Consider the following 24924-nt stretch of genomic DNA (forward strand, 5'->3'; position numbering starts at 1 on the left):
TTGATTTTTTCACATTACCCAAAGCTTATCCACGAAGTTATCCACAGATATTGTGTATGAATTATGACTGCCCGCCAAAATGTAAAGAAAAACCAGGCAGCCATACCGTTTCCACATGAAATTTTTATGCTATCCGACAGTACTTGTTGATTTATCCCACTCGGTAGAACGCCAAACTACCTAAAAGATTAGGCAGCTTTTCGATTCTTTTACTACCAGCCATCACCGCACGTTCCAATACTCGGATATTATTTTTGGCACATAGGCGGTCAAAATCTTCCAAAGTACACCAATGAATATTCGGTGTGTTATACCATTGATAAGGCATACGCTCGGATACAGGCATATGGCCGCCAAATGCGATTTGCAAGCGGTTGCGCCAATAACCGAAATTCGGAAACGATACAATGGCCTGTTTAGCGACACGGGTCAGGTCGCGTAAAATAGTTTCCGTGTTTTGCATAGCCTGAATGGTTTGGCTTAATACGATAACATCGAAACTATTGTCGTCAAATACCTGTAGGCCCCGTTCCAAATCCGCCTGAATAACATTTATCCCACGGCCGATAGCCGCAATAACGCTGTCCGTATCAATCTCCACGCCATAACCGCTGCACTGCTTGTAAGTAACCAAAGCAGATAGTAATTCGCCGTCTCCGCAGCCGAGGTCTAAGACACGGCTGCCGGCAGGAATCCATTCGTAAATCAATTGCAAATCATCGCGTAATTTCATGCCCGAAGCTCCTTATCAATATTATTCATATAGGTGCGCACTGCACGAATATACGGCTCATCCTCCATCAAAAAGGCATCGTGCCCGTGATTGGATTCTATTTCGATGTATTGAACAGGTTTTCGGGCGGCAATCAATGCCTTGACCAACTCATGGGAACGCTCGGGTGAAAAACGCCAATCGCTACTAAAGCTGGCTACGAAAAATTTGGCTTGCGTATGACTCAAGGCTTTTTGCAGATCATGCCCGTATTCGGCGGCAGGATCAAAATAATCCAAGGCTTTTGTCATCAATAGATAGGTGTTTGCATCAAAACTGCCGGCAAATTTGTCTCCCTGATAACGGAGATAAGATTCCACTTCAAACTCAATATCATACCCGTATTGATAACGGTCATTGCGCAGTTCGCGTCCGAATTTTTTACCCAATCCTTCTTCAGCCAGATAAGTAATATGCCCCATCATCCGGGCAATCTTCAAACCGCGCTTAGGTATTTTGTTGAACCGTTCATAATGGCCGCCGTAAAAATCAGGGTCGGTTAAAATCGCTTGGCGGGCAACATCGTTAAAAGCAATATTTTGAGTAGAAAGCTTCGGTGCGGAAGCAATAACCAAAGCATGGCTTACACGCTCAGGAAAATCTATCGCCCATTGCAGAGCCTGCATGCCCCCCAAGCTGCCACCGACTACCGCCGCCCATCGGTTGATTCCAAAATAATCGGCCAACAGAGCCTGCGAACGAACCCAGTCTTTCACCGTTATCATAGGGAAATCGGCTCCGTAATTGTGGCCGCTTCGCGGATTAGGCGATAAAGGCCCCGTACTACCGTGACAGCCGCCCAGATTATTAAGGCCTACGACAAAAAAGCGGTCAGTATCAATCGGCTTGCCGGGACCCACCATATTGTCCCACCAGCCGGCATGTGTATCCTCGGCACTATGCCTGCCCGCAACGTGATGATGCCCTGACAGCGCATGACATATCAATACGGCGTTAGATTTTTCTGCGTTTAATTCGCCATAAGTTTCCACCATCAAATCAAAGCGTGGTAAAACTTCACCGTTTTCTAAAGACAATGGTGTTTCAAAAGAGATTTTTTGCGGTGAAACCAACCACACATTTTGATTTGTGCTCATAACAATCGGACAAATACGGCGGAAAACGGTTATTATAGCGGCTTGTCGGTATTTTGTGGATAAAAGGCCGCCGGAATAAGGCGTTCAGACGGCCTGCAAAAATCAAAATGATTGGCCGTATCTTAAAAATTATCTTCTTTTTGGGAATTATCGGATTGATTATCAACCGATTATTCAACCGTAAGCAAAAGCAGGCGATTAGCCGTGTCATGATTATCAGTGCATGGGTTTATCTCGTCGTTTCAGCCATTGTTTTAGCCTGGTATCTTTATAAATCACTTTCATAACCTGCCACTGCCACACTTTCAGACAGCCTATGTTTTCAGCAATAAATATAGCTAGCCTCTATCTTATGCCTTCATTTTAAAACTAATTTTTGATGTTTAAAAACCCACCTGCCATTTTCTATTTAGATCTGTCTAACGCAAGCCAAATATTACGTTTTCAGGTATCATTGAACTGATTTTCTTTAAAGTTTATACCATGCTGCAAACAGATAACCTCACGGCTGCCGCATCGCAGCGTATCATTACCTCGCATAATATTTCTTCGCAAGAAGAGCTACTTGAGCGCGCTTTACGTCCGAAAACCCTGCAAGATTATATCGGGCAAGCCAAAGCCAAAGAGCAGCTGGCTATTTTCATCCAAGCTGCCAAAAAGCGCGGCGAAGCACTTGACCACACATTATTATTCGGCCCCCCGGGACTGGGCAAAACGACACTGGCGCACATTATCGCCAAAGAACTCGGTGTAAATCTACGCCAAACCAGTGGCCCCGTATTAGAACGTGCGGGAGATTTGGCTGCATTACTCACCAATCTCGAACCTCACGACGTATTGTTTATCGATGAGATTCACCGTCTAAGCCCTGTAGTTGAAGAAATCCTTTATCCCGCATTGGAAGATTATCAGTTGGATATCATGATCGGAGAAGGTCCCGCCGCCCGGTCGGTTAAAATTGATTTGCCGCCCTTCACTCTTGTGGGAGCGACAACCCGCGCCGGCATGCTGACCAATCCGCTGCGTGACCGTTTCGGTATTGTTTCTAGACTGGAATTTTACGAACATACCGACTTAGCGACTATCGTCAGCCGTTCGGCACAACTTTTACAATTGAATATGGGTAAAGAAGGCGCAATGGAGGTTGCCAAGCGCAGCCGAGGCACCCCTCGAATTGCCAACCGCCTGTTACGGCGGGTACGCGATTATGCAGAAGTCAAACACAGCGGTATCATTGATGCGGCCGTGGCAGATGCCGCACTTTCTATGCTTGATGTAGATGCGGCCGGATTAGATTTAATGGATAGAAAATTCTTGGATGCCATTTTGCATAAATTCAGCGGCGGCCCGGTAGGCTTGGAAAACGTTGCCGCTGCCATCGGTGAGTCTACTGACACGATAGAAGACGTTATCGAACCGTACTTAATACAACAAGGCTTTTTGCAACGCACACCCCGCGGCCGCATGGCTACCGAACGGTCATATCTGCATTTCGGCCTAAACAAGCCGGATTCAGAATAGATATCAGCTTGCCCGAACACTAAATTGCTGCAGTAAAAAGTTAGGTATTTTAGTTAGCTTTTCACTGCAGCAATTTTTTTATAGGCAAATTTAAATGATCCCTATTTAAAGAAACAGGGTTATATTTCTTTTTTATACAAATGAAAAATAAATAAAATTAAAGGCTGAATCCAGTAAATAGAGTTCAGCCTTCGCTACTTTTTATAAATCATTCAAAGTTTGAAAAGTCATTCATACTTTCAGACGGCCTTATTTACTGCCTCTCATCAATTCAAAGAAATCATTGTTGTCTTTTGAATCTTTCAATTTGCCAACTAAGAATTCGGTAGCTTCCAGATCATCCATCGGATGTAAGAATTTACGCAACAGCCACATTTTCTGTAACTGATCATTCGGCACCAATAATTCTTCACGGCGCGTGCCCGACTTATTAATATTAATGGCGGGGAAGACACGCTTTTCTGCCATACGGCGGTCAAGGTGAAGTTCCATATTACCCGTACCTTTGAATTCTTCGAAAATCACATCATCCATACGGCTGCCGGTTTCTACCAAAGCAGTCGCGATAATGGTTAGAGAGCCACCCTCTTCGATATTCCGTGCTGCGCCAAAAAAGCGTTTCGGACGGTGCAAGGCATTTGCGTCAACACCGCCTGTCAGAATTTTTCCAGAGGCCGGAACAACAGTATTGTAGGCACGCGCAAGACGGGTAATCGAATCGAGCAAAATGACTACGTCTTTCTTATGCTCTACCATACGTTTGGCTTTTTCAATCACCATTTCGGCTACCTGCACATGGCGCGCTGCCGGTTCGTCAAATGTAGAAGATACCACTTCACCGCGCACTGAGCGGGTCATCTCGGTAACTTCTTCAGGACGCTCGTCAATCAGTAAAACAATCAATTCCACTTCAGGATTATTGGCTGTAATCGCATGGGCAATATTTTGCAGCATAACGGTTTTACCCGACTTCGGCGGAGCAACCAATAAAGCGCGCTGCCCCATGCCGATCGGCGAAACCAAATCGATGGCACGGCTGGTAATATTTTCTTCGGCTTTAATATCACGCTCCAGCTTGAGCTGGCGTGTCGGGAAAAGCGGAGTCAGATTTTCAAACAGAATTTTGTGTTTGCAAACCTCAGGATGGTCGCCATTGATTTTATCAAGGCGTACCAAAGCAAAATACCGCTCGTTATCTTTCGGAACACGTACACTGCCTTCAATAGTGTCGCCTGTATGCAGGTTAAACCGGCGGATTTGATTGGGCGATACATAAATATCGTCCGGGCCGGCCAAATATGAAGTATCGGAACTGCGCAAAAAGCCGAAACCGTCGGGCAGAATTTCCAATGTACCCGAGCAGGTAAAACTTTCGCCCTGCTTCATCATTTGGCGCACAATGGCAAATACTAGATCTTGTTTGCGTAAGCGGTTGGCATTTTCAATACCGTGTTGCTCGGCCATTTCTAAAAGTTTGGAAATATGCTGGGTTTGTAATTCGGAAACGTGCATGATTTTATTTTATATGATTTGAATAATGAAAAATTGAAAGCCGTTGAGAAAGGCCGTCTGAAAAATAATTTGAAACTAAATTTAAGGGAGTTGCTGCCGATTAGGCTGAGATAGGACGACAAAGCATTTGTCTGACGCGGATTCTATGGACTAGTTCCGTATTTGTCAAATTTAATTATATTTAAAATCTGTTTTCGATTGATTGAAGGGTTATAATTAAAGCCGTCTGAAAATTCCAGGCGGCTTTATTTTCGAATGGCTAATTTTTGGCTTGCCAATTATCTTTTAATGTAACGGTGCGGTTAAACACCGGAGCATCTGGCTTATGATCGTAGCGATCCGTTACAAAATAACCCAATCTTTCGAATTGATAACGGGATTCAGGAACTAAAGTATTTGCAACAGGTTCTACCCAAGCATCGATTTTCGTCATCGAATCCGGATTGAGAAAGTCTGTAAACGGCAAGTATTCGCCGTCTTCTCCGCGTACCGCATCGGGGCGCGCTTCGGTAAACAGGCGGTCATACAAGCGTACAGTAGCATGCACGGCATGCTCTGCCGAAAGCCAATGGATAACGCCTTTTACTTTCCGCCCTTCCGGCTTTTTACCCAAGGTATCATGATCGATACTGCATTTTAGCGAAACGATACGGCCACCGGCATCTTTCACCACCTCTTCGCATTTGATAACGTAGCTGTAACGTAAGCGGACTTCGCCGCCCAGAGTCAGACGCTGCCAACCGGCCGGTGGATTTTCACTAAAATCATCAGCTTCTATATAAATAGTTTTAGAAATCGGTATTTCCCTCTCGCCGAATTCAGGATGATTCGGATGATAAGGAGCGCTACGGCTTTGGGTAATGGCAGAATCATAATTGATCAGCTCTACTTTAATCGGATTAAGCACAGCCATCATGCGCGGCGCACTGTCTTCCAGCTCTTCGCGGATAGCACCCTCGAGTACGCTCATATCAACAATATTTTCCGATTTGGAAATACCAACACGTTTGGCAAATAGGCGTAAGCCTTCCGGCGTATAACCGCGGCGGCGCATACCGGAAATAGTGGGCATGCGGGGATCATCCCAGCCATTTACATGACCGTCTGTAACCAGTTGATTCAACTTACGCTTGGATGTAATCGAATAAAGCAGCTCCAAACGGGAAAACTCGTATTGACGCGGGTGGTTATCAATCGGAATATTGTCCAACACCCAGTCGTATAAGGGGCGATGCGCTTCAAACTCCAATGTGCATAACGAATGGGTAATATGTTCGATGGCATCGGAAATAGCATGAGTATAATCATACATCGGATAAATACACCATTTATCACCGGTATTGTGATGGTGCACGCGGCGGATACGGTAAATTACCGGATCGCGCATATTAACGTTACCTGATGCCATATCGATTTTTAAGCGCAGGGTTTTACTGCCGTCGGGAAACTCACCGGCCTTCATACGCATGAATAAATCAAGGTTTTCTTCAACGCTACGGTCACGGTACGGGCTGTTTTTACCCGGTTCGGTTAATGTGCCGCGATATTCGCGCATTTCCTCCGCGCTCAAATCATCTACATAAGCTTTACCGTCTTTAATCAAGCCGACCGCATACTCGAAAAGTTGATCAAAATAATTTGAAGCGAAACGGGGTTCACCCGCCCATTGGAAACCCAGCCATTGAACATCTTCTTTAATGGCACGGACATATTCTTCCGACTCTTTTTCCGGATTGGTATCATCAAAACGCAAATTGCACAAGCCGTCATAGATATAGGCCAAACCAAAGTTTAAGCAAATGGATTTTGCATGACCGATATGCAGATAACCGTTGGGTTCGGGCGGGAAGCGGGTTTGAATGGCTGTATGTTTACTGCTGGCAAGATCTTCATCAATGATATTGCGGATAAAATGATTATCGGCAAATTGTTCTTTATTCATCATAATATTAATGTGGTCGATTATTTCGAGTAAGTGTATGAAAACATTATGCGGCCGTCTGAAAGGCCTGTTGCTTCGTTTGAGTAATAATGGTGTATTGTACCTGAAATTTCAACTGCCTGTTTTAGACGGCCTGCTTGATTTAAAAAATTTCAGATTTTACTAAGGTCAGGCATGGGTTGCCAATCGCGTCGGAGATAGAGTCGCCTCGGCAACTATGCCTAATAAAAAAAGACCACCCGTTTCGGTGGCCTTTTTATTAGGCGAATAATGGTTACTTGGCAGCCGAAGCTTCTGAGGCCGCAGCTTGTTTGGCACCTCCGAACCATTTATCCTGAATCTGCTGGTATGTACCATCTGCTTTGATAGCAGCCAACCCTGAATTAATTTTAGACAACAATTCGTCACTACGGCCTTTTTTAACAACAAAACCATAGTATTCTTTCTCAAAAGAAGGATCAGCAATAGTTCGGAGTTTGGCGTTCGGATTATTGTTTACAAAGTTTTGTACCACACCGTTATCGCCCACGGAAGCATCAGCACCTCCGCTCAACAACTCCGTGAGTGCTAACGGCATATTTTCAAAACGCTTGATATTCGTGCTATTTGCACCTTGTAATTTTTGTACAACCAAATCACCGGTCGTGCCGTTTTGTACGGAAACGGTATGGTTTTTCAAATCTGCAAATGATTTGATTGTATCTCCTTTTTCACCAACGACAATCAGCTGGGAAGCTTCAAAATACGGGTCTGAAAAATCCAATGAAGCTTTGCGTTCGTCTGTAATGGTTACGCTTGAAGAAACTACATCACTATCACCCTTATTCAAGTTGGCGAAAATACCTTCCCAAGGTGTATTCACATAATCGAATTTGATACCTTCTTTGGCCGCAATGGCGTCTAGAATATCAATTGAAAAACCTACGACTTTACCGTTATCTTCAAATTCAAATGGTGCATAGGCGGCATCAGCAGCCACGATATAGGTTTTACCTGCCGGAGCTTCGGTTGCAGTTTTCTGACTGCTTTCATTTTTCGAGCATGCTCCCAGAAAAAGAGCAGAAGCCAAAGCTGCCAATACGGCGGTTTTTTTAAACATGGTGAATCCTTATAAAATCATAATATGCCGTTAAAACGGCATATCATACACAATATTTTTTGAGCTGGAAATTTACTCTACGCCGGTAGCCATATCCGTCATTAAATTCCGGGTATTTGTGCGACAGAATGCCTGCAAACATACCTTTAGAATTTGATGCCTTTATGAAGCGCTACCACACCGGCAGTCATATTATGATAGTCGACACTATCAAATCCGGCATCCAACATCATTTGTTTTAATGTTTCCTGATCAGGATGCATACGGATGGACTCGGCCAAATATTGATAGCTGTCGGCATCTTTGGCAATTACTTTTCCCATCAACGGCAACAGTTTGAATGAATATAAATCATATGCAGGTGCCAGCGGTTTGAATACTTTCGAGAATTCCAATACCAATAACGTGCCTCCCGGCTTAAGCACGCGGTACATTTCTTTCAAAGCAGCATCTTTATGAGTCATGTTACGTAAACCGAAAGCAACCGAAACCAGATTGAAATAATTATCCGGGAAAGGTAACTTTTCGGCATCTGCCAAGGAAACAGGCAGAATCAAGCCTTCGTTAAGCAGTCGGTCCCGGCCTACGGTAAGCATAGATGAGTTGATATCGGTCAGCCATACTTCGCCTTCTTTTCCGACACGCTTGGCCCAACCGCGCGACAAATCGCCCGTACCACCCGCGATATCCAATACTTTATCCCCCTTATTCAAACGGGCTGTATTGATTGTGAAATGTTTCCAAACACGATGCAGCCCGCCCGACATGACATCGTTCATAATGTCATAATTGCTGGCTACCGAATGGAATACCTCGGCTACTTTTCCGGCTTTTTCACTTTCATCTACGGTTTTGAAACCGAAATGGGTTTTGTTGTCACTCATTTTTTATCCTGACACTCTGTTTTTTGCTTTTAATGTTTGTCGCAACCGCCCGAACCGCAGCCGGTTTTAGCCGGCACGGCTTCTAGCGGAGATGCGATGCGCGACGCACCTGCCGCTTCGATTGCGCGTAAATAGTCTGCCCACATTGTATCGTATTCGTGAGCCAATTTATATAAATAATCCCAGTCGTACAAACCGCTGTCATGGCCGTCTGAAAAAGTAATTTTCAAAGCATATTGCCCTACCGGCTCCAATCCCATGATCAAAACAGCGGCTTTCCCTGTTTGTAATACTTCCTGGCCTACGCCGTGGCCGCGCACCTCGGCACTAGGAGAATACACTCTCAAAAACTCGGCAGGCAGTGATTTTGCCGAACCGCCATAAACCAAAGTTAAGGCCGCACGGCTGTTTTGCAGCCTGATTTCTTCGGGAGTCGGATACTTCATAGTTAATGTGTTCCTGCTTGAGAAAATAAATTAATTACCAAAACACCGGCAATAATCATGCCTATACCGATTAAAGCCGCCATATCGAGTTTCTGATTCATAAACAACCAGCCGATTATTGAAACAGCGGCGATACCAACGCCCGACCATATGGCATAAGCAATTCCTAGCGGAATGGTTTTCAACAATACCGACAGGCAGTAAAAAGCCAAACCATAACAAAATAGCGCCCCGGCTGCAGCCTGCCAGTTAGCAAAGCCATTGCTCAGCTTCAGCAGTAATGTACCGCATATTTCCAGAGCGATGGCCAATACCAATAAAATCCACACGTTCACCGGCTATCCTTACGCTTCAGTAAAAATACGCGAATACTAAACAGCCCGCCTATCAGCGCAAAAAACACCAATGCATATAGCGACAAGCGCACTGCCCAAAGCCACCCATTACTATCCAAGCCCATCGGCAGTAACATGAAAGTTACCACCAAAGTAAAAGCCAACATCATGGCTGCAATAGAGAGAAACGCGGCGCGTGTGGCCCTACGGATTTTCACGCTGTCCATCAAATGTCTTTCAAGAAGCTGTAATCTTATTTTATTGTAGCAGAAACTGCCTGTGAGCTTTTCTTAAAACATTAAGGAAGGTAATCCGATAGGCTTCCCCACCTAATCTTTTACCTAAGTTTCAGACGGCCTATTTAAACTTTCTTTAACCGTGACCCAACAACAGAACTAAGGAAATAGAAAAAAACGATATAACTGTTGTCAGTAACATTACCGCCGCAGTTTGCCGGGCAAAACCGTATTGCCTACCGAAAATCGGGTACATACTGGCCATAGGTACGCTTGCCAGCAAAGCACCCGCAAACATTATTTCTTTACTTGCGCCAAAGCCCCACAAACAAGCCACTACCAATAAAGGAAATACCAAAAGCTTTCCGATCACTACCGGCAAAATATCTTTCAAATTCCCCTGAACAGACAAGCCTACTAATCCGCCGCCTATCACAAATAAGGCCAGCGGCGAAGCCGCCGAAGCCAACATAGCGGATACCCGCTCCAATACCGCAGGCACGGGAATAGCTGATACAGAAAAAAACAACCCTATCAACAATGCCAAAATAATCGGATTTTTCAAAAGGTTAATAGCCAGCCGCCGTAAAGTTGCCCCGACTTTTTCACTACCCTTTGCCAAATCAATCAATACAAACATCAGCGGCAGAATCAAAATATTTTCAATCAAAACATTCATGGCAAAATATATGCCCGCCGAAGTGCCCAAAGTCATTACCGCCAAAGGATAACCGATGAAGCCGGTATTCGACATTCCCGTTGCCAATCCGTTAAGAGCGGACAATACCGCTTCTTGCCCACGATAACGGCTAGCAGCCCAACCCACAACAAATGCTAACAACGAAGCCATACCATAGCCTGCCAAATATATAGGACTAAACACATCGGCAATCGGGCGAGTGGCAATGGCATGAAACACCAACATCGGCAAGCCGATACGGATCACAAATTTACCCAAAGCGGCCAATTGGCTTTCGGTAAACATTTCGAAGCGGACTGCAAAAAATCCCATTGCCATCACGACAAATATCGGTGCGGTAATGGTTAAAACGGCAAGCATGGCTTTATCCTCAAAAATCCGCCGGTTTTAAAATAAATTACATGGCAGATTTCGTAATTTTAACAGAAGCAGCCAGTCCAAACTGCCTAAAACGCCCGTAATCAAATCTTGTTGCCAAATCTTCAGCTACAATCTTTTGCACACGCTGTCTGCATCCGCTCTTTCAGACGGCACCAAATCACGCTATATTAATATTTTTACCCCATACAGCCAGGAGCCGTTTTATGCAAACCCAAGCCGTTATCGACCACATTGTCAATTGGCTGAAAACCTACGCCCAAAATGCCAAAGCAAAAGGCTTTGTGGTGGGAGTTTCAGGCGGCATCGATTCTGCTGTCGTATCTACTTTGGCCGCCCGTACCGGCATACCCACCCTGCTTTTGGAAATGCCCATCCGCCAACAAGCCGACCAAGTCAGCCGAGCGCAAGAGCATATTAAAAATCTTACGGAGAAATTTCCCAACGTATCAGGCTTAAGTGTTGACCTTACCCCTACTTTCAACCAATTTGCCGAAACGGTAAATGTAGATGAAAATGCCTATCCCGCCAAAAATCTAGCATTAGCCAACGCCCGCTCCCGGCTACGCATGGTAACACTTTACTACTATGGTCAAATCAACGGCCTGCTGGTTACCGGCACGGGCAATAAAGTTGAAGATTTCGGCGTGGGCTTTTTCACAAAATACGGCGATGGTGGCGTTGATATCAGCCCTATTGCCGATCTGCTGAAAAGCCAAGTTTACCAATTAGCTAAAGAACTCGATGTAATCGAATCAATCCAAAAAGCCGTTCCCACAGACGGATTATGGGATATCGAGCGCACCGACGAGCAGCAAATGGGCGCAAGCTATAACGAATTGGAATGGGCTATGAGCGTTTACGGCAAACAAAAGCCCGAAGATCTGCAAGGCCGCCAACGTGAAGTATTGGAAATCTATACCCGCCTGCACAAAGCCATGCAGCATAAGGTTAACCCTATTCCGGTATGTGATATTCCCGATGAACTTCTGAAATAGTTTTGCGCAATCGAAACAGCTTATCCTTTTAATTACCGGCCGCAACATATGTTCAGAGTTCAAAATTAAGAACCTTACGTTTGAGAATAGCAGCCTAGCATTATCATAAAAAATGCCGTCTGAAACTTTCAGACGGCATTAAATATTTATCCATATCTTCTGTAATGTTTCTACCAGACTAAGCAATAGAATTAAGCCGAAGATTAGTTAATCAAATCAACCCCACTGCCAGCGGTTACGCCATGCTCCCAGCACCGCATTCGGGTATTTATTGCTACCCAAACTACCGTTAAAACGTGCCAGTGCGCGGGAAAGATTACCGCGTTCGACATTATTGTAATGCCGTAAGATTGTGCAACCGTAACGAAGATTCGTGCGGATATCGAAAAGGTTGTGCTCAGGCTTGCCGATATATCGTTTCCAGAACGGCATAACCTGCATCAAACCTCGGGCACCCACACTGCTGATGGCATATTGGCGAAACGCACTCTCTACCTCTATCAAACCCAAAATAACCTGCGTATCCAAGCCGGCACGCACCGACTCATATTGGATATTAACCAACAGGCGGCGGCGTTCGCCTTCGTCGGGTACAAAACGGGCCAACCGTGCCGACATATCACCCAACCAGCGCCGACCATCCTCTGCACGGGCAAAAACCAGTCGGGGCGGATTGACATTATTAATCGAACTGCGCATCACCGAAGCAACGTCATCCGAAAGGGTTTCCTCGCGTTGCGCCCCTGCCTGAGCCCAAGCCGGCAATAAAAGCGCAGATCCCGCCAATAACAGGCGGCGGCGACCAATGGGGAAATCTAAGTGAGGTAGAAACATTTCTTTTTCCGTATCGTGAATAATCATTATTAGATTTTTTGAAAATATACCGCTAAAAGCCGTCTGAAAAACCTTAACGATATTTATGGGGTATTTCAGACGGCCTATTGGATTTAATACGCTTAAATTAATATTCGTATTGCACACTCCAAGCAACCGTTGCACCGGCTCGCATCGGTACTATCTTTTCACCGTTACCGAAAGGCAAGCTTTCAGGCACTTGTTGGGCTTGTTTGTGCAAAGTTAACGTACCCGGATTTTCAGGCAGCCCGTAGAAACGGGCGCCATTTTTTGATGCAAAGGCTTCGAGTTTATCTAATGCGCCAGCCTGTTCGAATACTTCGGCATAAAGCTCGATAGCGGTAACGGCACTAAACATCCCCGCACAGCCGCAAGCATTTTCTTTTGCGGTTTGGGCATGCGGCGCACTGTCCGTTCCCAAAAAGAATTTATGTGATTTTTCACCTGTTACAGCCGCAACCAATGCTTGGCGGTGGCTTTCGCGTTTCAATACGGGCAAACAGTAATGATGCGGACGAACACCGCCGACCAACAAATCATTACGATTCAGCAACAAATGCTGCGGCGTTACCGTTGCGGCGACATTTTCGCCCGCTTCACACACCAAACGGGCGGCTTCCGCCGTGGTAATGTGCTCAAATACCACCTTGAGATTAGGCACTTTTTCTAAAACAGGCTTCATCACGCGTTCGATAAAGACTGCCTCACGGTCGAAAATATCAATTTCCGGATCGGTCACTTCACCATGTACCAAAAATAAAATTTCCTGCCGGGCCATCTCTTCCAACACTGGAATCAGCTTGAACAAATCGGTTACGCCGGAATCTGAATTAGTAGTCGCGCCCGCCGGATAAAGTTTGAAAGCAACGATACCCGCGGCTTTGGCTTCGCGCACCAACTCCGGTGTGGTACGGTCGGTGAGATATAGTGTCATCAAAGGCTCAAAACCTACTCCTTCCGGTACCGCAGCCAAAATACGCTGTTTATATGCCAAAGCCTCTTCGACTGAAGTTACGGGTGGTTTCAAATTCGGCATAATCAGCGCACGTCCCATCTGCCTTGCGGTAAACGGCACTACCGTCTGCATGGCTTCGCCGTCGCGTACGTGCAAATGCATATCATCCGGCCGGATTATAGTAAGTGTTTGCATAATATTCCTTTATAGATATTTGTATGGAGCTAAGTTAATGATTAATGACTACTTTTCCGAGCTGCTCTTCCCGATAATCCAAAGCGGCCTGTGCAGGCAGAAAATCAGATACCGAGGTATTTGCGGTTAATAACACTTCGCTTCCACTCCCGGGGCGCCACCAAGAATAGACTTTCTGGGTGAAAGGAAACGGAGTCGAAGTATAATTTTCCGCACGCAAAGCCGCCTGTACACCGTTACGCCCCTGTAAAGCCAACTTGGCGAAGCTCTCCTGCAGGATATCCGCATCGGCACGGGTAACTTGTATACGGCAGTTTCCGTCTCCACTCAAATAATACGCTGTGTCTTTATCCGGCCTGAACAGCCATACGTTTTTTGCATCTGCGGCTAATAATCCGAACGGCTGAGCGGCCAATTCGGCTTTTTCCAGCTTATGCCAGCCTTTTTGCCGGGCCCAAGCAGCCATGCCTTGCAAATCGGCACCTGTTCCGATACAGGCTTCGGCAAAAAAAGCAATTGCCGTCGTCGCATTGTGCCGCATCAAATTGGCTCCGGCCTCATCCGTCCGGTTGCAGGCAGAAAGCAGGGAAACGGTTAATACTGTTCCCAAAACACCGTATGTTTTCACTTTCAGACGGCCTTATTTATGCTTAACGACTAAGCGGTAAGTACCGTCTTCTTCTGAGGATTCCAGCAAAACATGTCCGGTTTGCTTACAAAACGCAGCAAAATCGTCAGGAGCACCGGCATCGGTCGCCAATACGGTCAAAACTTCCCCCGCCTGCATAGCAGCCAGTGCTTTTTTGGCTTTCAAAATCGGCAACGGACACTTCAAACCCGTCACATCCAATAATTGCGTATCCATAAATATTCTTCTTTAAATAATTTTTAATTATATAACCAAATAAAATGAATCACCAATACGGACAGGATGCCTGCACCCGGCCTTTTCCTTAACCTATATTGCACGGCCGAAACGAAATCCCTACAATAGTGCACGCAAATCAATTGGAGAACACTATGCGCCGTTTATGTTTGCTGGCTATGATTATCGCAAGCGCCCAGGTTGTCGCGGCATCCCGCCACGATAAAGACACGCTGGTTAACACGCGCTATGTAGAAAGCGCGGCCGAACGCGCCGCAAATGGTTTTAAAGAAGCCGAAGTAGATTTACCTCCCGTACCGGATACTCGCACAGGCGAGTGGTTCGAACTCCATATCAACAATGATTTCAACAAAAGTCCGCTATTACTTCTGGATAGTTTGAGCCTGGCTCCCGACGGCAGTGTGCGTTATATATTGAACACCCGCTCGGCACAAGATTACGACAACCTGAGCGCAGAAGGCTTTTACTGCGCGGGTACATCGTTGGCTGCAGATGAAAAAAACCGCTCCAGCTTTAAAACTTTTGCTTATGCAGATACTGTTAACCAACGCTGGATACGGCCGCGTAATGCAGAGTGGAAACCCATCGGTGCAATTTTGAATACGGCCGACCCCATACGCAGCGTCATTTACCGTGCGTTCTGTATTGACGGCGTTCCCGGTACCGAAGAAGGCTTGAAACAACGCATACGCCAACGCAGCGGCCGTTATGCCGATACCCTTACCAATACCGCCAAATAACCTTACAGGCCGTCTGAAATATTCAGACGGCCTCTTTAACGACTCTCCCCTTTATGGACGAACATTTTATTCTGCTGCTTATTATCGGCTTTTTAGCCGGCCTGATGGATGCCGCCGTCGGCGGCGGCGGATTGCTGCAAATTCCCGGCTTGTTCAATTTCCTTCCCTCCTCTACACCGGTAGCCTCGTTAATGGGCATCAATAAATTCGCATCATTTTGCGGAACCTCCATGGCTACCGGCCGGTTGGTACGCAGCATAGCCGTACCGTGGAAAATGTTGCTTCCTGCTGCTGCGGCTGCTTTTGCCGCCTCCTATTGCGGAGCCAAACTAATCGCTTATCTGCCCGTGCAATACATCAAGCCCGTTATGTTGGTGATTATGGTGGCTATGTTTATTTACACCTTCGCCAAAAAAGATTTGGGGCAAACCGTACGCACCACCGCACTTAGCCGCAAAGAAAACTATATAGGCTTGGGTTTCGGCGCACTTATCGGTTTTTATGACGGCATTTTCGGCCCCGGAACAGGTAGCCTGCTGGCTTTCATATTCGTAAGGTTTTTCGCCTATGATTTTCTAACCGCCAACGCATCGGCCAAAGTGATCAACCTTACGACCAACTTGGCCGCACTCACCTTTTTTATTCCTAATGGCCATATCGTCTGGGCATGGGCATTACCGCTTGCCGCCGCAAATCTTTCGGGGGGCCTTATCGGCGCACAGGTTGCACTGAAAGGCGGCAGCCGCTTTTTGCGCTACGGCTTTATGGTTTTACTGGTAATTATGATAGGCCGTTTCGGCTGGGATTTATTCAATGCTTAAGGAAAAACCGTGAACATCAGCGAAGCGGCCAAACGTACAGGGCTTTCCGGAAAAATGATCCGCGATTATGAAAAAATGGGGCTGATCGCTCAAGCGGAACGCAACCAATCAGGTTACCGCCGCTATACCGATGCCGACCTGGAAGCTCTGCACTTTATCAAACACGCGCGAGATGTGGGTTTCTCGCTTGCGCAAATCAAAACCCTGCTTGAGCTGAAAAATAACCCCCAACGCACCAGTGCAGAGGTAAAACAGCTGACTGCCCGGCATATTCTCGACCTACGCGAAAAAATCGAACGCCTACAAAGCATGACGTCCACTTTACAAAGTTGGCACGACAGCTGCCAAGGTAATCTTGATCCCTGTTGTCCGATTATCGAACAGCTGTCAAATCATACATAAAAAAGATATAAAAGCCGTGGAAGCATATACTGCAAAATAAAAATACTTATAAACCCCGTTTTCAAACATAGCATAAGGTTGGTCGCAATCATCAAGCACCATGATTACCCCGGGCCTAAATACAAAATATACAAGGCCGTCTGAAACTTTTCAGACGGCCTCTTCTTTATCCATATTTTATTTTCAATACAAACGCCCTATCATTTCACGCAAAGCACTACGGCGCGGTTCGTTCAAAACACAAGCACGCTTAAAGGCCGCCTCCTCTCCCCAAAAAACAAATCTTTCACGCGCCCGTGTAATAGCAGTATAAAGCAAGGCTTTGTTCAACCCCGCCCCATTCTCGGACAATAAAGTTACGGAAGGCGGCAGCAGCCAAACATCGCGGTATTCCGAACCTTGGCTTTTATGTACCGTCATCGCAAATGCTTCAACGGTTGCAGGCAAGCGGCTCAAGGCAATCTGACGATATCCGTCTGCCGAAGCAAACCAAGCGCTTAAGCGATTATTTTCATCAGGCATCACCAATCCGATATCACCGTTAAACACGCCCAAACTGTAATCATTGCGCTCCACCATCAATATCTGCCCTGCAAACCATGATGTATCGGTCCGCACCCGCCCGTATTTCGCCAAGCAGCGGCGATAGGTTGCATTAAATTCGATCGCATCATCACGCCACGCAGCCAATACAACCGCATCGGTTTGACGGGCAAATGCTTTGGCCACATTACCTTCGTCTACAGCTGCCCAATAGTCCTTCTGTAATTCATACAGTTCTTCGGCTTGCAAACGGCTCGTCCCCTGCCTTGCCGACAATACTTCGGGATGACGTTCAAACTGAGCCCAAGCTTTGTCGGCATCTTCCGCCACTACCGAACGTGCCAAATTGCCGATTCCACTGTTTTCGCCAAAACGGTGGCTCACCAACAAGCGGGCGATATTTTCCGATAAAGGCTGCGGCTGAGAGGCCGTCTGAAAACCGTGTTGCGGCAACATGTTCTGCAATAGTTGTGCAGTCTCGCCGCTTAATATGGTGGGTTGTGCCAACTGCGCCAACACGGCCCCTGCACCTACCGAAGGCAATTGGTTTTCATCTCCTAACAATATCACACGGCAACCACTGGGAACAGCAGCCAACAGCTGGCGCAACAAAGCGATATCAAGCATAGAGGCTTCGTCTACAACCAAAATATCCAAAGACAGCGGTTGGTCGGCATTAAATTGCGGCGCCATCTGCGGAGGGCGCAATTTTAATAAACGGTGTACGGTTTGGCCTTCTAACTGAAGCAGATGATTACGCACTTTTTCCGACAAATCGAAATCATCCAAAGCTCTGTATAAAGCGCGCGCCATGTGTGCCGCGGCTTTACCCGTGGGCGCCGCCAATGCGATGCGCGGCAAAGCAGAAATACCGCTGCACAACAAGCCCAACAATTTTGCCACCGTAGTGGTTTTGCCCGTACCCGGGCCGCCGCTAATCAACATAAACGGCTTCAGCAACGCCAAAGCAGCTGCGTCTCTCTGCCCTTCACTACCCGGACGTATAAACCAATCGGATAACAATTGTGCCGCTTGCATCCAATCTACCGGCGCAATTTCAGACTTAGCCAAACGTACGATCTCTCTGGCCAAATCGTATTCAAGCTGCCAGATTCTGCCGATAAACAGCCGACGCCCCTCCAAAATCAGCGGCGTATTGCCGCTGTTACCCACAATCGGAAATGCCAGGGAAAGCTCTTCCGCCTCCTCGTCATTCAACCAAATAAAAGCATGGCCGTCTGAAAGCGCAGAAAACAAACGCGGCAGATACGGCAACACTTTGCCGGCCATTTCGGGACTGCGGCGCATCAGTAAATCGGCTACTGCTTCCGCTGCCGCGCGGTTAGGGTCTATCTGTAAAACTTCGCCTGTCATCGTTTAGTTAATTTCTAAAATAATATATTGATTTATATTAAAAATAAGACAAAAAGCAAGGCAGTATGATAAAAAGCTGCCGAACAAATCGTTCATTCCGGCCAAATATATTTTCAAACGGCAAAATCAAATAACCGATCAGTAAACTACCCCTAATCTTGCTCGATACGGAAAAAGCAATGTTAGCATATAAAAACGGCACGCCCATAAGGTGTGCCGTCTGAAAAACTGCCAAAGTATATTGCGCAAGAGTCTTGTATCAGCTCTCCTGCGCCCCTGTTTGCAGGTAATTGGGCAAACCCAAACTGGCAATTAGTTCTTGCTGGGTTTCCAGCCAGTCAATGTGTTCTTCGTTGATATTTTTTTGCTTTTCAAGCAGCGCACGGCTGACATAGTCCTGCTTCTCTTCACACAAAGCAATTGCCGCCGCTAAAGCTTGATGTTTCTCATTCTCTTTGTTCAAATCACAGGCAATGATTTCTTCGGTATTTTCGCCGATCAACAATTTACCCAACTCTTGTAAATTAGGCAGGCCTTCCAGCATCAAAATCCGCTCGATTAAAGCATCGGCTGATTTCATTTCTACGATAGACTGTTTGTAAAAATGCTCGCCTAATTCTTCCAAGCCCCAGTTTTTCAAAATGCGGGCGTGTAGAAAATATTGGTTGATGGTTACCAGTAGCAAACCCAGATTTTTATTCAGTTCGCGAATCACCATACGGTCGCCTTGCATCACACTCTCCTTAATTTCGTGATGATTACAGTTGGCTTTGCAAATAGTTTTGCAAACCCATCAATTCAATCAAACGCAGCTGCTGTTCCAACCAATGCGCATGGTCTTCTTCGGTATCTTTCAACTGTGCCACCATCAGCTCACGGGTTACATAGTCCTGCTTTTCCTCGCACAACTTAATGCCTTTTTTCAAAGCATCGCGTACTTCATATTCCGTATTCAAATCAGCGCGCAACATGGCCGGAACATCTTCACCGATATTCACAGCGGCGGGGACCATTTTAGGTGTGCCGCCCAACATCAAAATACGGCGGATAAAAGCCTCTGCATGCTCGGTTTCTTCTTCCATTTCATGTCCCAAGCGCTCAAAGAGTTTGTTATACCCCCACTCGGCATACATCCGTGAATGGATAAAATATTGGTCACGCGCGGCAAGCTCACCGGCTAAAAGTTCGTTCATATAAGCAATCACTTCTGGGTTGCCTTGCATTGTGTCTTTCCTTTCCGTATTAACAATATGCAGCCATACCGCCCTAGCCATTCAGACGGCATGTCACGGTTTCTATTCATGGCGCCATTGTAACAACCGGGTTATATTTTTCAACTTTCTATTTAAAATACAAACAATTATCAAATGTAACCACATTACCTCCATGATTACACTCCCGCTTAGATATTTGTTTATTTTAGATTTTTACCAATTATGATATTGATAATCTATCACACGCCGCCTGTTAATTTACAAAAATTAACCCGAAAAAATGACCATATCATTGCAACACCCGCCACCTTCAAGATTTACATACATATAACGATTCGCAAATTAGCTGAAAAACCGTGTTATAATGTGCAGTTATCTTTTTAGAAATTTATAAAGGCCCTTAAGCCATGAAAGCAATTCGCAATATTGCCATTATCGCCCACGTTGACCACGGTAAAACCACCTTGGTTGACCAACTACTGCGACAATCCGGTACATTCCGCGCCAATCAGCAGGTTGACGAACGCGTAATGGACAGCAACGATCTTGAAAAAGAACGCGGCATTACCATTCTTGCCAAAAATACAGCCATCGAATATGAAGGCTACCATATCAACATCGTTGATACGCCCGGACACGCCGACTTCGGTGGTGAAGTAGAACGTGTACTCGGCATGGTCGACTGTGTAGTATTGTTAGTCGACGCCCAAGAAGGTCCCATGCCGCAAACCCGCTTCGTTACCAAAAAAGCACTCGCACTCGGCCTGAAACCGATTGTTGTCATCAATAAAATCGACAAACCGAGCGCACGTCCGAGTTGGGTAATCGACCAAACCTTCGAATTATTCGACAATCTCGGAGCCACAGACGAGCAGCTGGACTTCCCCATCGTTTACGCTTCGGGCCTTTCGGGTTTTGCCAAATTGGAAGAAGAAGACGAAAGCGACAACATGCGCCCGCTTTTCGACACCATTCTGAAACATACTCCCGCCCCCAGCGGTAGTGCGGACGCACCGCTGCAACTGCAAATTTCACAACTCGATTACGACAACTATACCGGCCGCCTGGGTATCGGCCGCATCCTTAACGGCCGCATCAAACCGGGCCAAGTCGTTTCCGTAATGAATCACGACAAACAAGTCGCCCAAGGCCGCATCAACCAACTCTTGGGCTTTAAAGGCTTGGAGCGCGTGCCTTTGGAAGAAGCCGAAGCGGGCGATATCGTAATCATTTCCGGTATCGAGGATATCGGTATCGGCGTAACCATCTGCGAAAAAGACAACCCTGTCGGCCTGCCCATGTTAAGCGTGGACGAACCTACCCTCACCATGGACTTCATGGTTAACACGAGCCCGCTGGCCGGCACGGAAGGTAAATTCGTTACCTCCCGCCAAATCCGCGACCGTTTGCAAAAAGAGTTGCTGACCAACGTAGCCCTGCGCGTAGAAGATACCGATGATGCCGACGTATTCCGCGTATCCGGCCGTGGTGAGCTTCACCTGACTATCCTTCTTGAAAATATGCGCCGCGAGGGTTATGAGCTGGCCGTAGGCAAGCCGCGCGTAGTATATCGTGAGATCAACGGTGAAAAATGCGAGCCGTATGAAAACCTGACCGTAGACGTGCCCGACGACAACCAAGGGGCGGTTATGGAAGAGCTGGGACGCCGCCGCGGCGAGCTGACCAATATGGAAAGCGACGGAAACGGCCGCACACGTTTGGAATACCATATTCCGGCACGCGGTCTGATCGGCTTCCAGGGCGAATTCATGACCATGACCCGCGGTACCGGTTTGATGAGCCACGTTTTCGATGACTATGCACCCGTAAAACCGGATATGCCGGGCCGTCATAACGGTGTATTGGTATCGCAAGAAAACGGTGAAGCCGTAGCTTATGCCCTGTGGAATCTTGAAGACCGGGGCCGTATGTTTGTATCTCCGGGCGAGAAAATCTACGAAGGTATGATTATCGGCATCCACAGCCGCGATAACGATTTGGTGGTTAACCCTCTCAAAGGTAAAAAGCTCACCAACGTTCGCGCCAGCGGTACCGATGAAGCCGTACGCTTGACCACACCGATCAAGCTGACTTTGGAAAGCGCAGTAGAATTTATCGATGACGACGAGCTGGTCGAGATTACTCCGCAATCCATCCGCTTGCGCAAACGCTACCTGCAAGAACATGAGCGCCGCAAGCATTTCAAAAAACTTGATTAATTAACATTAATCTTGTGAAAATGCCGTCTGAAAATATTTTCAGACGGCATTTTTATTAAAACCATCAATTACGGATATTCACTGGAATACCCGTAATCAAATTTTTTATTTTGCAAACATTTGATTTGCAACCCCTCCATCCCTTTCTTCCTATCCGGATATCAGTTAACCCTTCATAAAATTTGACAGTACGTTTAAAAATACGCACACTCGCAGCACCTTTATATATCCGTTTTCATTATGACTTGGACAGCCCGCTTTCAACAGGCATTAGCCGAACAACAGCGCAAGCAGGCTTATCGCTGCCTCATCGCCCGCCGTGCAACTCAACCGCCTTACCTCGAGCGCAACGGAAAACGCTACCTGAATTTCGGGGGAAACGATTATCTTGGCCTTAGCCATGATCCCGAAATCATCTGCGCATGGCAGCAAGCCTTATCCTGTTATGGTATAGGCAGCGGAGGCTCGCCCCTAGTTAGCGGCCATACCGAAGCGCATGCGACCCTAGAACAGCAATTGCAACAATGGTTGGGCTATGAGCGCGCCTTACTGTTTTCCAGCGGATACAGCGCGAATCAAGCCGTATTACTCGGTCTGCTCCGTCAAGATGATATTCTTCTGGCCGATAAACTTTGCCATGCTTCCATGCAGGAAGCCGCCGCACTCTCTCCGGCGCTTTACCGCCGTTTCACCCATCAACGTTACGACATTCTTGCCCAACAACTCGAAACATACGCCGATAACTCTGTTTTAATCGCCAGTGAAGGCGTATTCAGTATGGACGGCGATTGTGCCGATATCCCGCAATTATGCGCACTCTCCCGCCGCTACGGAGCCTTGTTGCTCCTAGACGATGCGCACGGTATCGGAATACTCGGCGAAGAAGGCCGGGGCAGTGCGGCAGCGGCAGGCGAACATCCCGACATCCTGATCATCACATTCGGAAAGGCAGTCGGTTCAATGGGAGCCGCCGTATTGTGCAACCATGAAACTGCCGAGTACCTGACCCAATTTGCCCGGCATCTGATTTACAGTACGGCTATCCCGCCAGCCCAAGCCGTTGCACTCAGCACCGCATTCCAACGGATACGGGAAGCAGACGGATTAAGAGCGAAACTGCAGCAAAACATTACCCGTTTCCGAGCAGGGATTCGGCAACTCGGTATGGCAGAACGCCTGCTCCCCTCTCAAACCGCCATTCAGCCGCTTATATGCGGCAGCAATCAAGCCGCATTGGATGCCGCTGAAAAGCTATCGGCACAAGGTTTGTATGTACCCGCTATCCGGCCACCTACCGTACCGCAAGGACAGGCGCGCCTTCGCATTACATTAACTGCCGCTCATGAAGCAGAACATATCGACGCCCTTTTGCAAGGATTGCACTATGCCGTCTGAACAAAAAATACGTATCGCCCGCGCATTCAGCCAAGCCGCCCAAGGATATGACCGCGCGGCCGAACTCCAACGCCATGTCGGCCATACCCTGCTGCAATATTTGCAATGCACTGAAGCAAACGGACTAACCGGAAAAAACATTCTCGATATCGGTGCCGGCAGCGGCTACTTCAGCCGTATTCTCACCGAAGAAGGCGCCAACGTGCTGGCTTTAGACTTAGCCGAGGGCATGTTGCGCCATATCCGCCAAACACCCGATGCCCCTGCCTGCCTCCTGGCCGATGCCGAAGCATTGCCTCTTACCGAAAACAGTTTCGATATCTGCTTTAGCAGCCTTGCGGTACAATGGTGCGATCTTCCTCAAACCGCCGCAGAAATGCTGAGGGTATTAAAACCGGGCGGAATAGCGGCCGTTGCCACACTCTCACAAGGCAGCCTGAGCCAGCTTTCACATGCTTGGCAAGCGGCAGACCATGCCGCACACACCAACCGCTTTCTACCGCAAGAGGAAATCACCGCTGCTTTCGATATTTTTGCTACCCGCACAATTTTTAGTGAAACCTGTACCCGCCGCTTCCCTGATCTCAAAAGCCTTTTGGGTGATTTGAAACACGTCGGCGCCAATCATGTACTTGAGCGCACTGAACGCGGCCTGACGGGCAAACAGCGTTGGCTGAAATTTCAGACGGCCTATGAAGCCATGCGGGATGAAAACGGCTTGCTACCGCTTGATTACCATGTAGTTTACGTTATCGCTCGAAAAGCCTTATAGGAAAACACCTATGGCTGATTTTTCGATACGGCCTCCCATTACCAAACAAGATTACTTGGAAAAAAGTCATGAAAGCGCAAAAATGGAAAACGGCAGGCTGCATCATCCTTCTCGCGGCACTATCCGCCTGCTCTCCTCCTGGTTCAGGCCAACCACGGCAAAAAACCTCCGCCCAGCAACCTTGACAATCGGTATCCCGCCAAGATGCCAGCCAATAGGCTGGCCTATATCGCGGTGAATTGCCCTGACCGGACTGCGATTACATTGAAGCCGAACTAACGCTCCGCCCATAGGGAATTTATGTTTTCAAAAGCCGCTATGTCGGCGGAGTGGCAAGCGAGCTGCCGCAAATCAGGCGGGGAAGGTTTCTTTGGAAAAAGACGATATGATTGAATTAGATGCCGCAGCACATAATATGGTATTTTTTGTAGGCAACGGCGCGCTGGAAATACGCGGTACGGATGGCAAAGCACATCCCGACCGTCACGGAAAAATCTGCCGCTTGCCCAAAATAGAAAGCTTTGACCCTCCCCGCTAACGGCTTAGAAAACACCAGCAGGCAACCATACGAAACCAACGGATCCGCGCTTTATAAGTTTTTATTACAAAAATAAAATGCCGTCTGAAAACCAC

At 47.1% G+C, this 24924-nt stretch carries 27 protein-coding genes; 10 read left to right on the forward strand and 17 right to left on the reverse strand.

Annotation, left to right across the window (positions count from 1 at the left end; genetic code table 11):
• Positions 1-151 precede the first annotated feature (151 nt).
• A complete protein-coding gene (metW, locus tag ACEPPX_RS00740; protein WP_416622542.1) occupies positions 152-733 on the reverse strand; it encodes a methionine biosynthesis protein MetW in 582 nt (193 codons plus the stop codon).
• Positions 730-1869, reverse strand: coding sequence for a homoserine O-succinyltransferase MetX (gene metX / locus ACEPPX_RS00745; protein ID WP_047760129.1), 1140 nt, complete (start codon positions 1867-1869; stop codon positions 730-732). The genes metW and metX overlap by 4 nt, the downstream gene beginning before the upstream one ends.
• 107 nt (positions 1870-1976) lie before the next feature.
• On the opposite strand from metX, the gene ACEPPX_RS00750 reads away from it, so the two are divergent.
• Complete coding sequence (locus ACEPPX_RS00750; protein ID WP_416622543.1) at positions 1977-2156, forward strand: protein MIGRI; 180 nt, start codon at positions 1977-1979, stop codon at positions 2154-2156.
• Positions 2157-2352: 196 nt separating this feature from the next.
• On the forward strand, positions 2353-3390 hold the full coding sequence (gene ruvB / locus ACEPPX_RS00755; RefSeq protein WP_416622544.1) for a Holliday junction branch migration DNA helicase RuvB: 1038 nt from the start codon (positions 2353-2355) through the stop codon (positions 3388-3390).
• 249 nt (positions 3391-3639) lie between these two features.
• On the opposite strand, the gene rho is transcribed toward ruvB, so the two are convergent.
• From rho to ACEPPX_RS00795, 8 genes are all read right to left on the reverse strand, one after another.
• Positions 3640-4902 (reverse strand): transcription termination factor Rho, encoded by a 1263-nt coding sequence (gene rho / locus ACEPPX_RS00760; RefSeq protein WP_416622545.1) that lies wholly within the window; start codon positions 4900-4902, stop codon positions 3640-3642.
• A 259-nt stretch (positions 4903-5161) separates the two neighbouring features.
• Complete coding sequence (locus tag ACEPPX_RS00765) at positions 5162-6847, reverse strand: glutamine--tRNA ligase/YqeY domain fusion protein (RefSeq protein ID WP_416622546.1); 1686 nt, start codon at positions 6845-6847, stop codon at positions 5162-5164.
• Between the two features lie 271 nt (positions 6848-7118).
• Positions 7119-7943 carry a basic amino acid ABC transporter substrate-binding protein gene (locus tag ACEPPX_RS00770; RefSeq protein ID WP_416622547.1) on the reverse strand — a complete coding sequence of 275 codons (825 nt, stop codon included), beginning with the start codon at positions 7941-7943 and terminating at the stop codon, positions 7119-7121.
• A 146-nt stretch (positions 7944-8089) separates the two neighbouring features.
• Positions 8090-8827, reverse strand: a complete 738-nt coding sequence (ubiE, locus tag ACEPPX_RS00775; protein WP_416622548.1) for a bifunctional demethylmenaquinone methyltransferase/2-methoxy-6-polyprenyl-1,4-benzoquinol methylase UbiE — start codon at positions 8825-8827, stop codon at positions 8090-8092.
• Positions 8828-8856: 29 nt separating this feature from the next.
• The gene (locus ACEPPX_RS00780) at positions 8857-9273 is read right to left on the reverse strand and encodes a gamma-butyrobetaine hydroxylase-like domain-containing protein (RefSeq protein ID WP_416622549.1); all 417 of its coding nucleotides are present in this window, start codon (positions 9271-9273) and stop codon (positions 8857-8859) included.
• 2 nt (positions 9274-9275) lie between these two features.
• The gene (locus ACEPPX_RS00785; RefSeq protein ID WP_416622550.1) at positions 9276-9608 is read right to left on the reverse strand and encodes a DMT family transporter; all 333 of its coding nucleotides are present in this window, start codon (positions 9606-9608) and stop codon (positions 9276-9278) included.
• Positions 9605-9835 (reverse strand): cytochrome b6, encoded by a 231-nt coding sequence (locus ACEPPX_RS00790; RefSeq protein WP_416622551.1) that lies wholly within the window; start codon positions 9833-9835, stop codon positions 9605-9607. Before ACEPPX_RS00790 ends, ACEPPX_RS00785 begins: the two co-directional genes overlap by 4 nt.
• Positions 9836-9980: 145 nt before the next feature.
• Positions 9981-10904: an AEC family transporter gene (locus ACEPPX_RS00795; RefSeq protein WP_416622552.1), complete on the reverse strand. Its 924-nt coding sequence runs from the start codon at positions 10902-10904 to the stop codon at positions 9981-9983.
• A gap of 224 nt (positions 10905-11128) precedes the next feature.
• Here ACEPPX_RS00795 and nadE point away from each other — a divergent pair, with 224 nt between their 5' ends.
• Positions 11129-11920: an NAD(+) synthase gene (gene nadE / locus ACEPPX_RS00800; protein ID WP_416622553.1), complete on the forward strand. Its 792-nt coding sequence runs from the start codon at positions 11129-11131 to the stop codon at positions 11918-11920.
• A 216-nt stretch (positions 11921-12136) separates the two neighbouring features.
• On the opposite strand, the gene ACEPPX_RS00805 is transcribed toward nadE, so the two are convergent.
• The 4 genes from ACEPPX_RS00805 to ACEPPX_RS00820 form a co-directional block, all read right to left on the reverse strand.
• Entirely contained in the window at positions 12137-12754 is a 618-nt protein-coding gene (locus ACEPPX_RS00805; protein WP_047760267.1) for a lytic transglycosylase domain-containing protein, read from the reverse strand.
• 127 nt (positions 12755-12881) lie between these two features.
• A complete protein-coding gene (pyrC, locus tag ACEPPX_RS00810; protein WP_416622554.1) occupies positions 12882-13925 on the reverse strand; it encodes a dihydroorotase in 1044 nt (347 codons plus the stop codon).
• A 34-nt stretch (positions 13926-13959) separates the two neighbouring features.
• Positions 13960-14553 carry an NMCC_0638 family (lipo)protein gene (locus ACEPPX_RS00815; protein ID WP_416622555.1) on the reverse strand — a complete coding sequence of 198 codons (594 nt, stop codon included), beginning with the start codon at positions 14551-14553 and terminating at the stop codon, positions 13960-13962.
• A gap of 12 nt (positions 14554-14565) precedes the next feature.
• Positions 14566-14790 carry a sulfurtransferase TusA family protein gene (locus tag ACEPPX_RS00820; RefSeq protein ID WP_047760143.1) on the reverse strand — a complete coding sequence of 75 codons (225 nt, stop codon included), beginning with the start codon at positions 14788-14790 and terminating at the stop codon, positions 14566-14568.
• A 155-nt stretch (positions 14791-14945) separates the two neighbouring features.
• On the opposite strand from ACEPPX_RS00820, the gene ACEPPX_RS00825 reads away from it, so the two are divergent.
• From ACEPPX_RS00825 to cueR, 3 genes are read left to right on the forward strand one after another with little or no spacing between them, the layout of a single operon-like run.
• Positions 14946-15551 carry a CNP1-like family protein gene (locus tag ACEPPX_RS00825; RefSeq protein WP_416622556.1) on the forward strand — a complete coding sequence of 202 codons (606 nt, stop codon included), beginning with the start codon at positions 14946-14948 and terminating at the stop codon, positions 15549-15551.
• Positions 15552-15604: 53 nt separating this feature from the next.
• On the forward strand, positions 15605-16372 hold the full coding sequence (locus ACEPPX_RS00830; RefSeq protein WP_047760145.1) for a sulfite exporter TauE/SafE family protein: 768 nt from the start codon (positions 15605-15607) through the stop codon (positions 16370-16372).
• Between the two features lie 9 nt (positions 16373-16381).
• Positions 16382-16774, forward strand: coding sequence for a Cu(I)-responsive transcriptional regulator (cueR, locus tag ACEPPX_RS00835; RefSeq protein WP_075968067.1), 393 nt, complete (start codon positions 16382-16384; stop codon positions 16772-16774).
• Positions 16775-16957: 183 nt separating this feature from the next.
• On the opposite strand, the gene recD is transcribed toward cueR, so the two are convergent.
• The 3 genes from recD to bfr (ACEPPX_RS00850) all read right to left on the reverse strand — a co-directional run bounded on the left by recD (position 16958) and on the right by bfr (ACEPPX_RS00850) (position 19914).
• Positions 16958-18691 carry an exodeoxyribonuclease V subunit alpha gene (gene recD / locus ACEPPX_RS00840; RefSeq protein ID WP_416622557.1) on the reverse strand — a complete coding sequence of 578 codons (1734 nt, stop codon included), beginning with the start codon at positions 18689-18691 and terminating at the stop codon, positions 16958-16960.
• Positions 18692-18950: 259 nt separating this feature from the next.
• Positions 18951-19424, reverse strand: coding sequence for a bacterioferritin (bfr, locus tag ACEPPX_RS00845; RefSeq protein WP_416622558.1), 474 nt, complete (start codon positions 19422-19424; stop codon positions 18951-18953).
• A gap of 25 nt (positions 19425-19449) precedes the next feature.
• Positions 19450-19914 (reverse strand): bacterioferritin, encoded by a 465-nt coding sequence (gene bfr, locus ACEPPX_RS00850; RefSeq protein WP_047760148.1) that lies wholly within the window; start codon positions 19912-19914, stop codon positions 19450-19452.
• A 398-nt stretch (positions 19915-20312) separates the two neighbouring features.
• Between bfr (ACEPPX_RS00850) and typA the strand changes: the two genes are divergently transcribed.
• From typA to ACEPPX_RS00870, 4 genes are all read left to right on the forward strand, one after another.
• Positions 20313-22124, forward strand: a complete 1812-nt coding sequence (typA, locus tag ACEPPX_RS00855; protein WP_416622559.1) for a translational GTPase TypA — start codon at positions 20313-20315, stop codon at positions 22122-22124.
• Positions 22125-22364: 240 nt separating this feature from the next.
• The gene (gene bioF / locus ACEPPX_RS00860) at positions 22365-23519 is read left to right on the forward strand and encodes an 8-amino-7-oxononanoate synthase (RefSeq protein ID WP_416622560.1); all 1155 of its coding nucleotides are present in this window, start codon (positions 22365-22367) and stop codon (positions 23517-23519) included.
• A complete protein-coding gene (gene bioC / locus ACEPPX_RS00865) occupies positions 23509-24291 on the forward strand; it encodes a malonyl-ACP O-methyltransferase BioC (RefSeq protein ID WP_047760151.1) in 783 nt (260 codons plus the stop codon). Before bioF ends, bioC begins: the two co-directional genes overlap by 11 nt.
• A 385-nt stretch (positions 24292-24676) precedes the next feature.
• Positions 24677-24829, forward strand: coding sequence for a hypothetical protein (locus ACEPPX_RS00870; protein WP_416622561.1), 153 nt, complete (start codon positions 24677-24679; stop codon positions 24827-24829).
• Positions 24830-24924 lie beyond the last annotated feature (95 nt).

This window comes from Neisseria sp. S1 (genome assembly GCF_048060015.1).
Lineage (GTDB): Bacteria > Pseudomonadota > Gammaproteobacteria > Burkholderiales > Neisseriaceae > Neisseria > Neisseria arctica.

Coding starts and splice junctions, on each gene's coding strand:
- ACEPPX_RS00790 (WP_416622551.1), bottom strand. CDS start 9,835: ATGGACAGCGTGAAAATCCGTAGGGCCACACGCGCCGCGTTTCTCTCT.
- nadE (WP_416622553.1), top strand. CDS start 11,129: ATGCAAACCCAAGCCGTTATCGACCACATTGTCAATTGGCTGAAAACC.
- ACEPPX_RS00780 (WP_416622549.1), bottom strand. CDS start 9,273: ATGAAGTATCCGACTCCCGAAGAAATCAGGCTGCAAAACAGCCGTGCG.
- ruvB (WP_416622544.1), top strand. CDS start 2,353: ATGCTGCAAACAGATAACCTCACGGCTGCCGCATCGCAGCGTATCATT.
- ACEPPX_RS00750 (WP_416622543.1), top strand. CDS start 1,977: ATGATTGGCCGTATCTTAAAAATTATCTTCTTTTTGGGAATTATCGGA.
- metX (WP_047760129.1), bottom strand. CDS start 1,869: ATGAGCACAAATCAAAATGTGTGGTTGGTTTCACCGCAAAAAATCTCT.
- ACEPPX_RS00830 (WP_047760145.1), top strand. CDS start 15,605: ATGGACGAACATTTTATTCTGCTGCTTATTATCGGCTTTTTAGCCGGC.
- rho (WP_416622545.1), bottom strand. CDS start 4,902: ATGCACGTTTCCGAATTACAAACCCAGCATATTTCCAAACTTTTAGAA.
- ACEPPX_RS00805 (WP_047760267.1), bottom strand. CDS start 12,754: ATGTTTCTACCTCACTTAGATTTCCCCATTGGTCGCCGCCGCCTGTTA.
- bfr (WP_047760148.1), bottom strand. CDS start 19,914: ATGCAAGGCAACCCAGAAGTGATTGCTTATATGAACGAACTTTTAGCC.
- bioC (WP_047760151.1), top strand. CDS start 23,509: ATGCCGTCTGAACAAAAAATACGTATCGCCCGCGCATTCAGCCAAGCC.
- ACEPPX_RS00870 (WP_416622561.1), top strand. CDS start 24,677: ATGATTGAATTAGATGCCGCAGCACATAATATGGTATTTTTTGTAGGC.
- ACEPPX_RS00820 (WP_047760143.1), bottom strand. CDS start 14,790: ATGGATACGCAATTATTGGATGTGACGGGTTTGAAGTGTCCGTTGCCG.
- ubiE (WP_416622548.1), bottom strand. CDS start 8,827: ATGAGTGACAACAAAACCCATTTCGGTTTCAAAACCGTAGATGAAAGT.
- ACEPPX_RS00765 (WP_416622546.1), bottom strand. CDS start 6,847: ATGATGAATAAAGAACAATTTGCCGATAATCATTTTATCCGCAATATC.
- ACEPPX_RS00770 (WP_416622547.1), bottom strand. CDS start 7,943: ATGTTTAAAAAAACCGCCGTATTGGCAGCTTTGGCTTCTGCTCTTTTT.
- typA (WP_416622559.1), top strand. CDS start 20,313: ATGAAAGCAATTCGCAATATTGCCATTATCGCCCACGTTGACCACGGT.
- metW (WP_416622542.1), bottom strand. CDS start 733: ATGAAATTACGCGATGATTTGCAATTGATTTACGAATGGATTCCTGCC.
- recD (WP_416622557.1), bottom strand. CDS start 18,691: ATGACAGGCGAAGTTTTACAGATAGACCCTAACCGCGCGGCAGCGGAA.
- bfr (WP_416622558.1), bottom strand. CDS start 19,424: ATGCAAGGCGACCGTATGGTGATTCGCGAACTGAATAAAAATCTGGGT.
- ACEPPX_RS00795 (WP_416622552.1), bottom strand. CDS start 10,904: ATGCTTGCCGTTTTAACCATTACCGCACCGATATTTGTCGTGATGGCA.
- pyrC (WP_416622554.1), bottom strand. CDS start 13,925: ATGCAAACACTTACTATAATCCGGCCGGATGATATGCATTTGCACGTA.
- bioF (WP_416622560.1), top strand. CDS start 22,365: ATGACTTGGACAGCCCGCTTTCAACAGGCATTAGCCGAACAACAGCGC.
- ACEPPX_RS00825 (WP_416622556.1), top strand. CDS start 14,946: ATGCGCCGTTTATGTTTGCTGGCTATGATTATCGCAAGCGCCCAGGTT.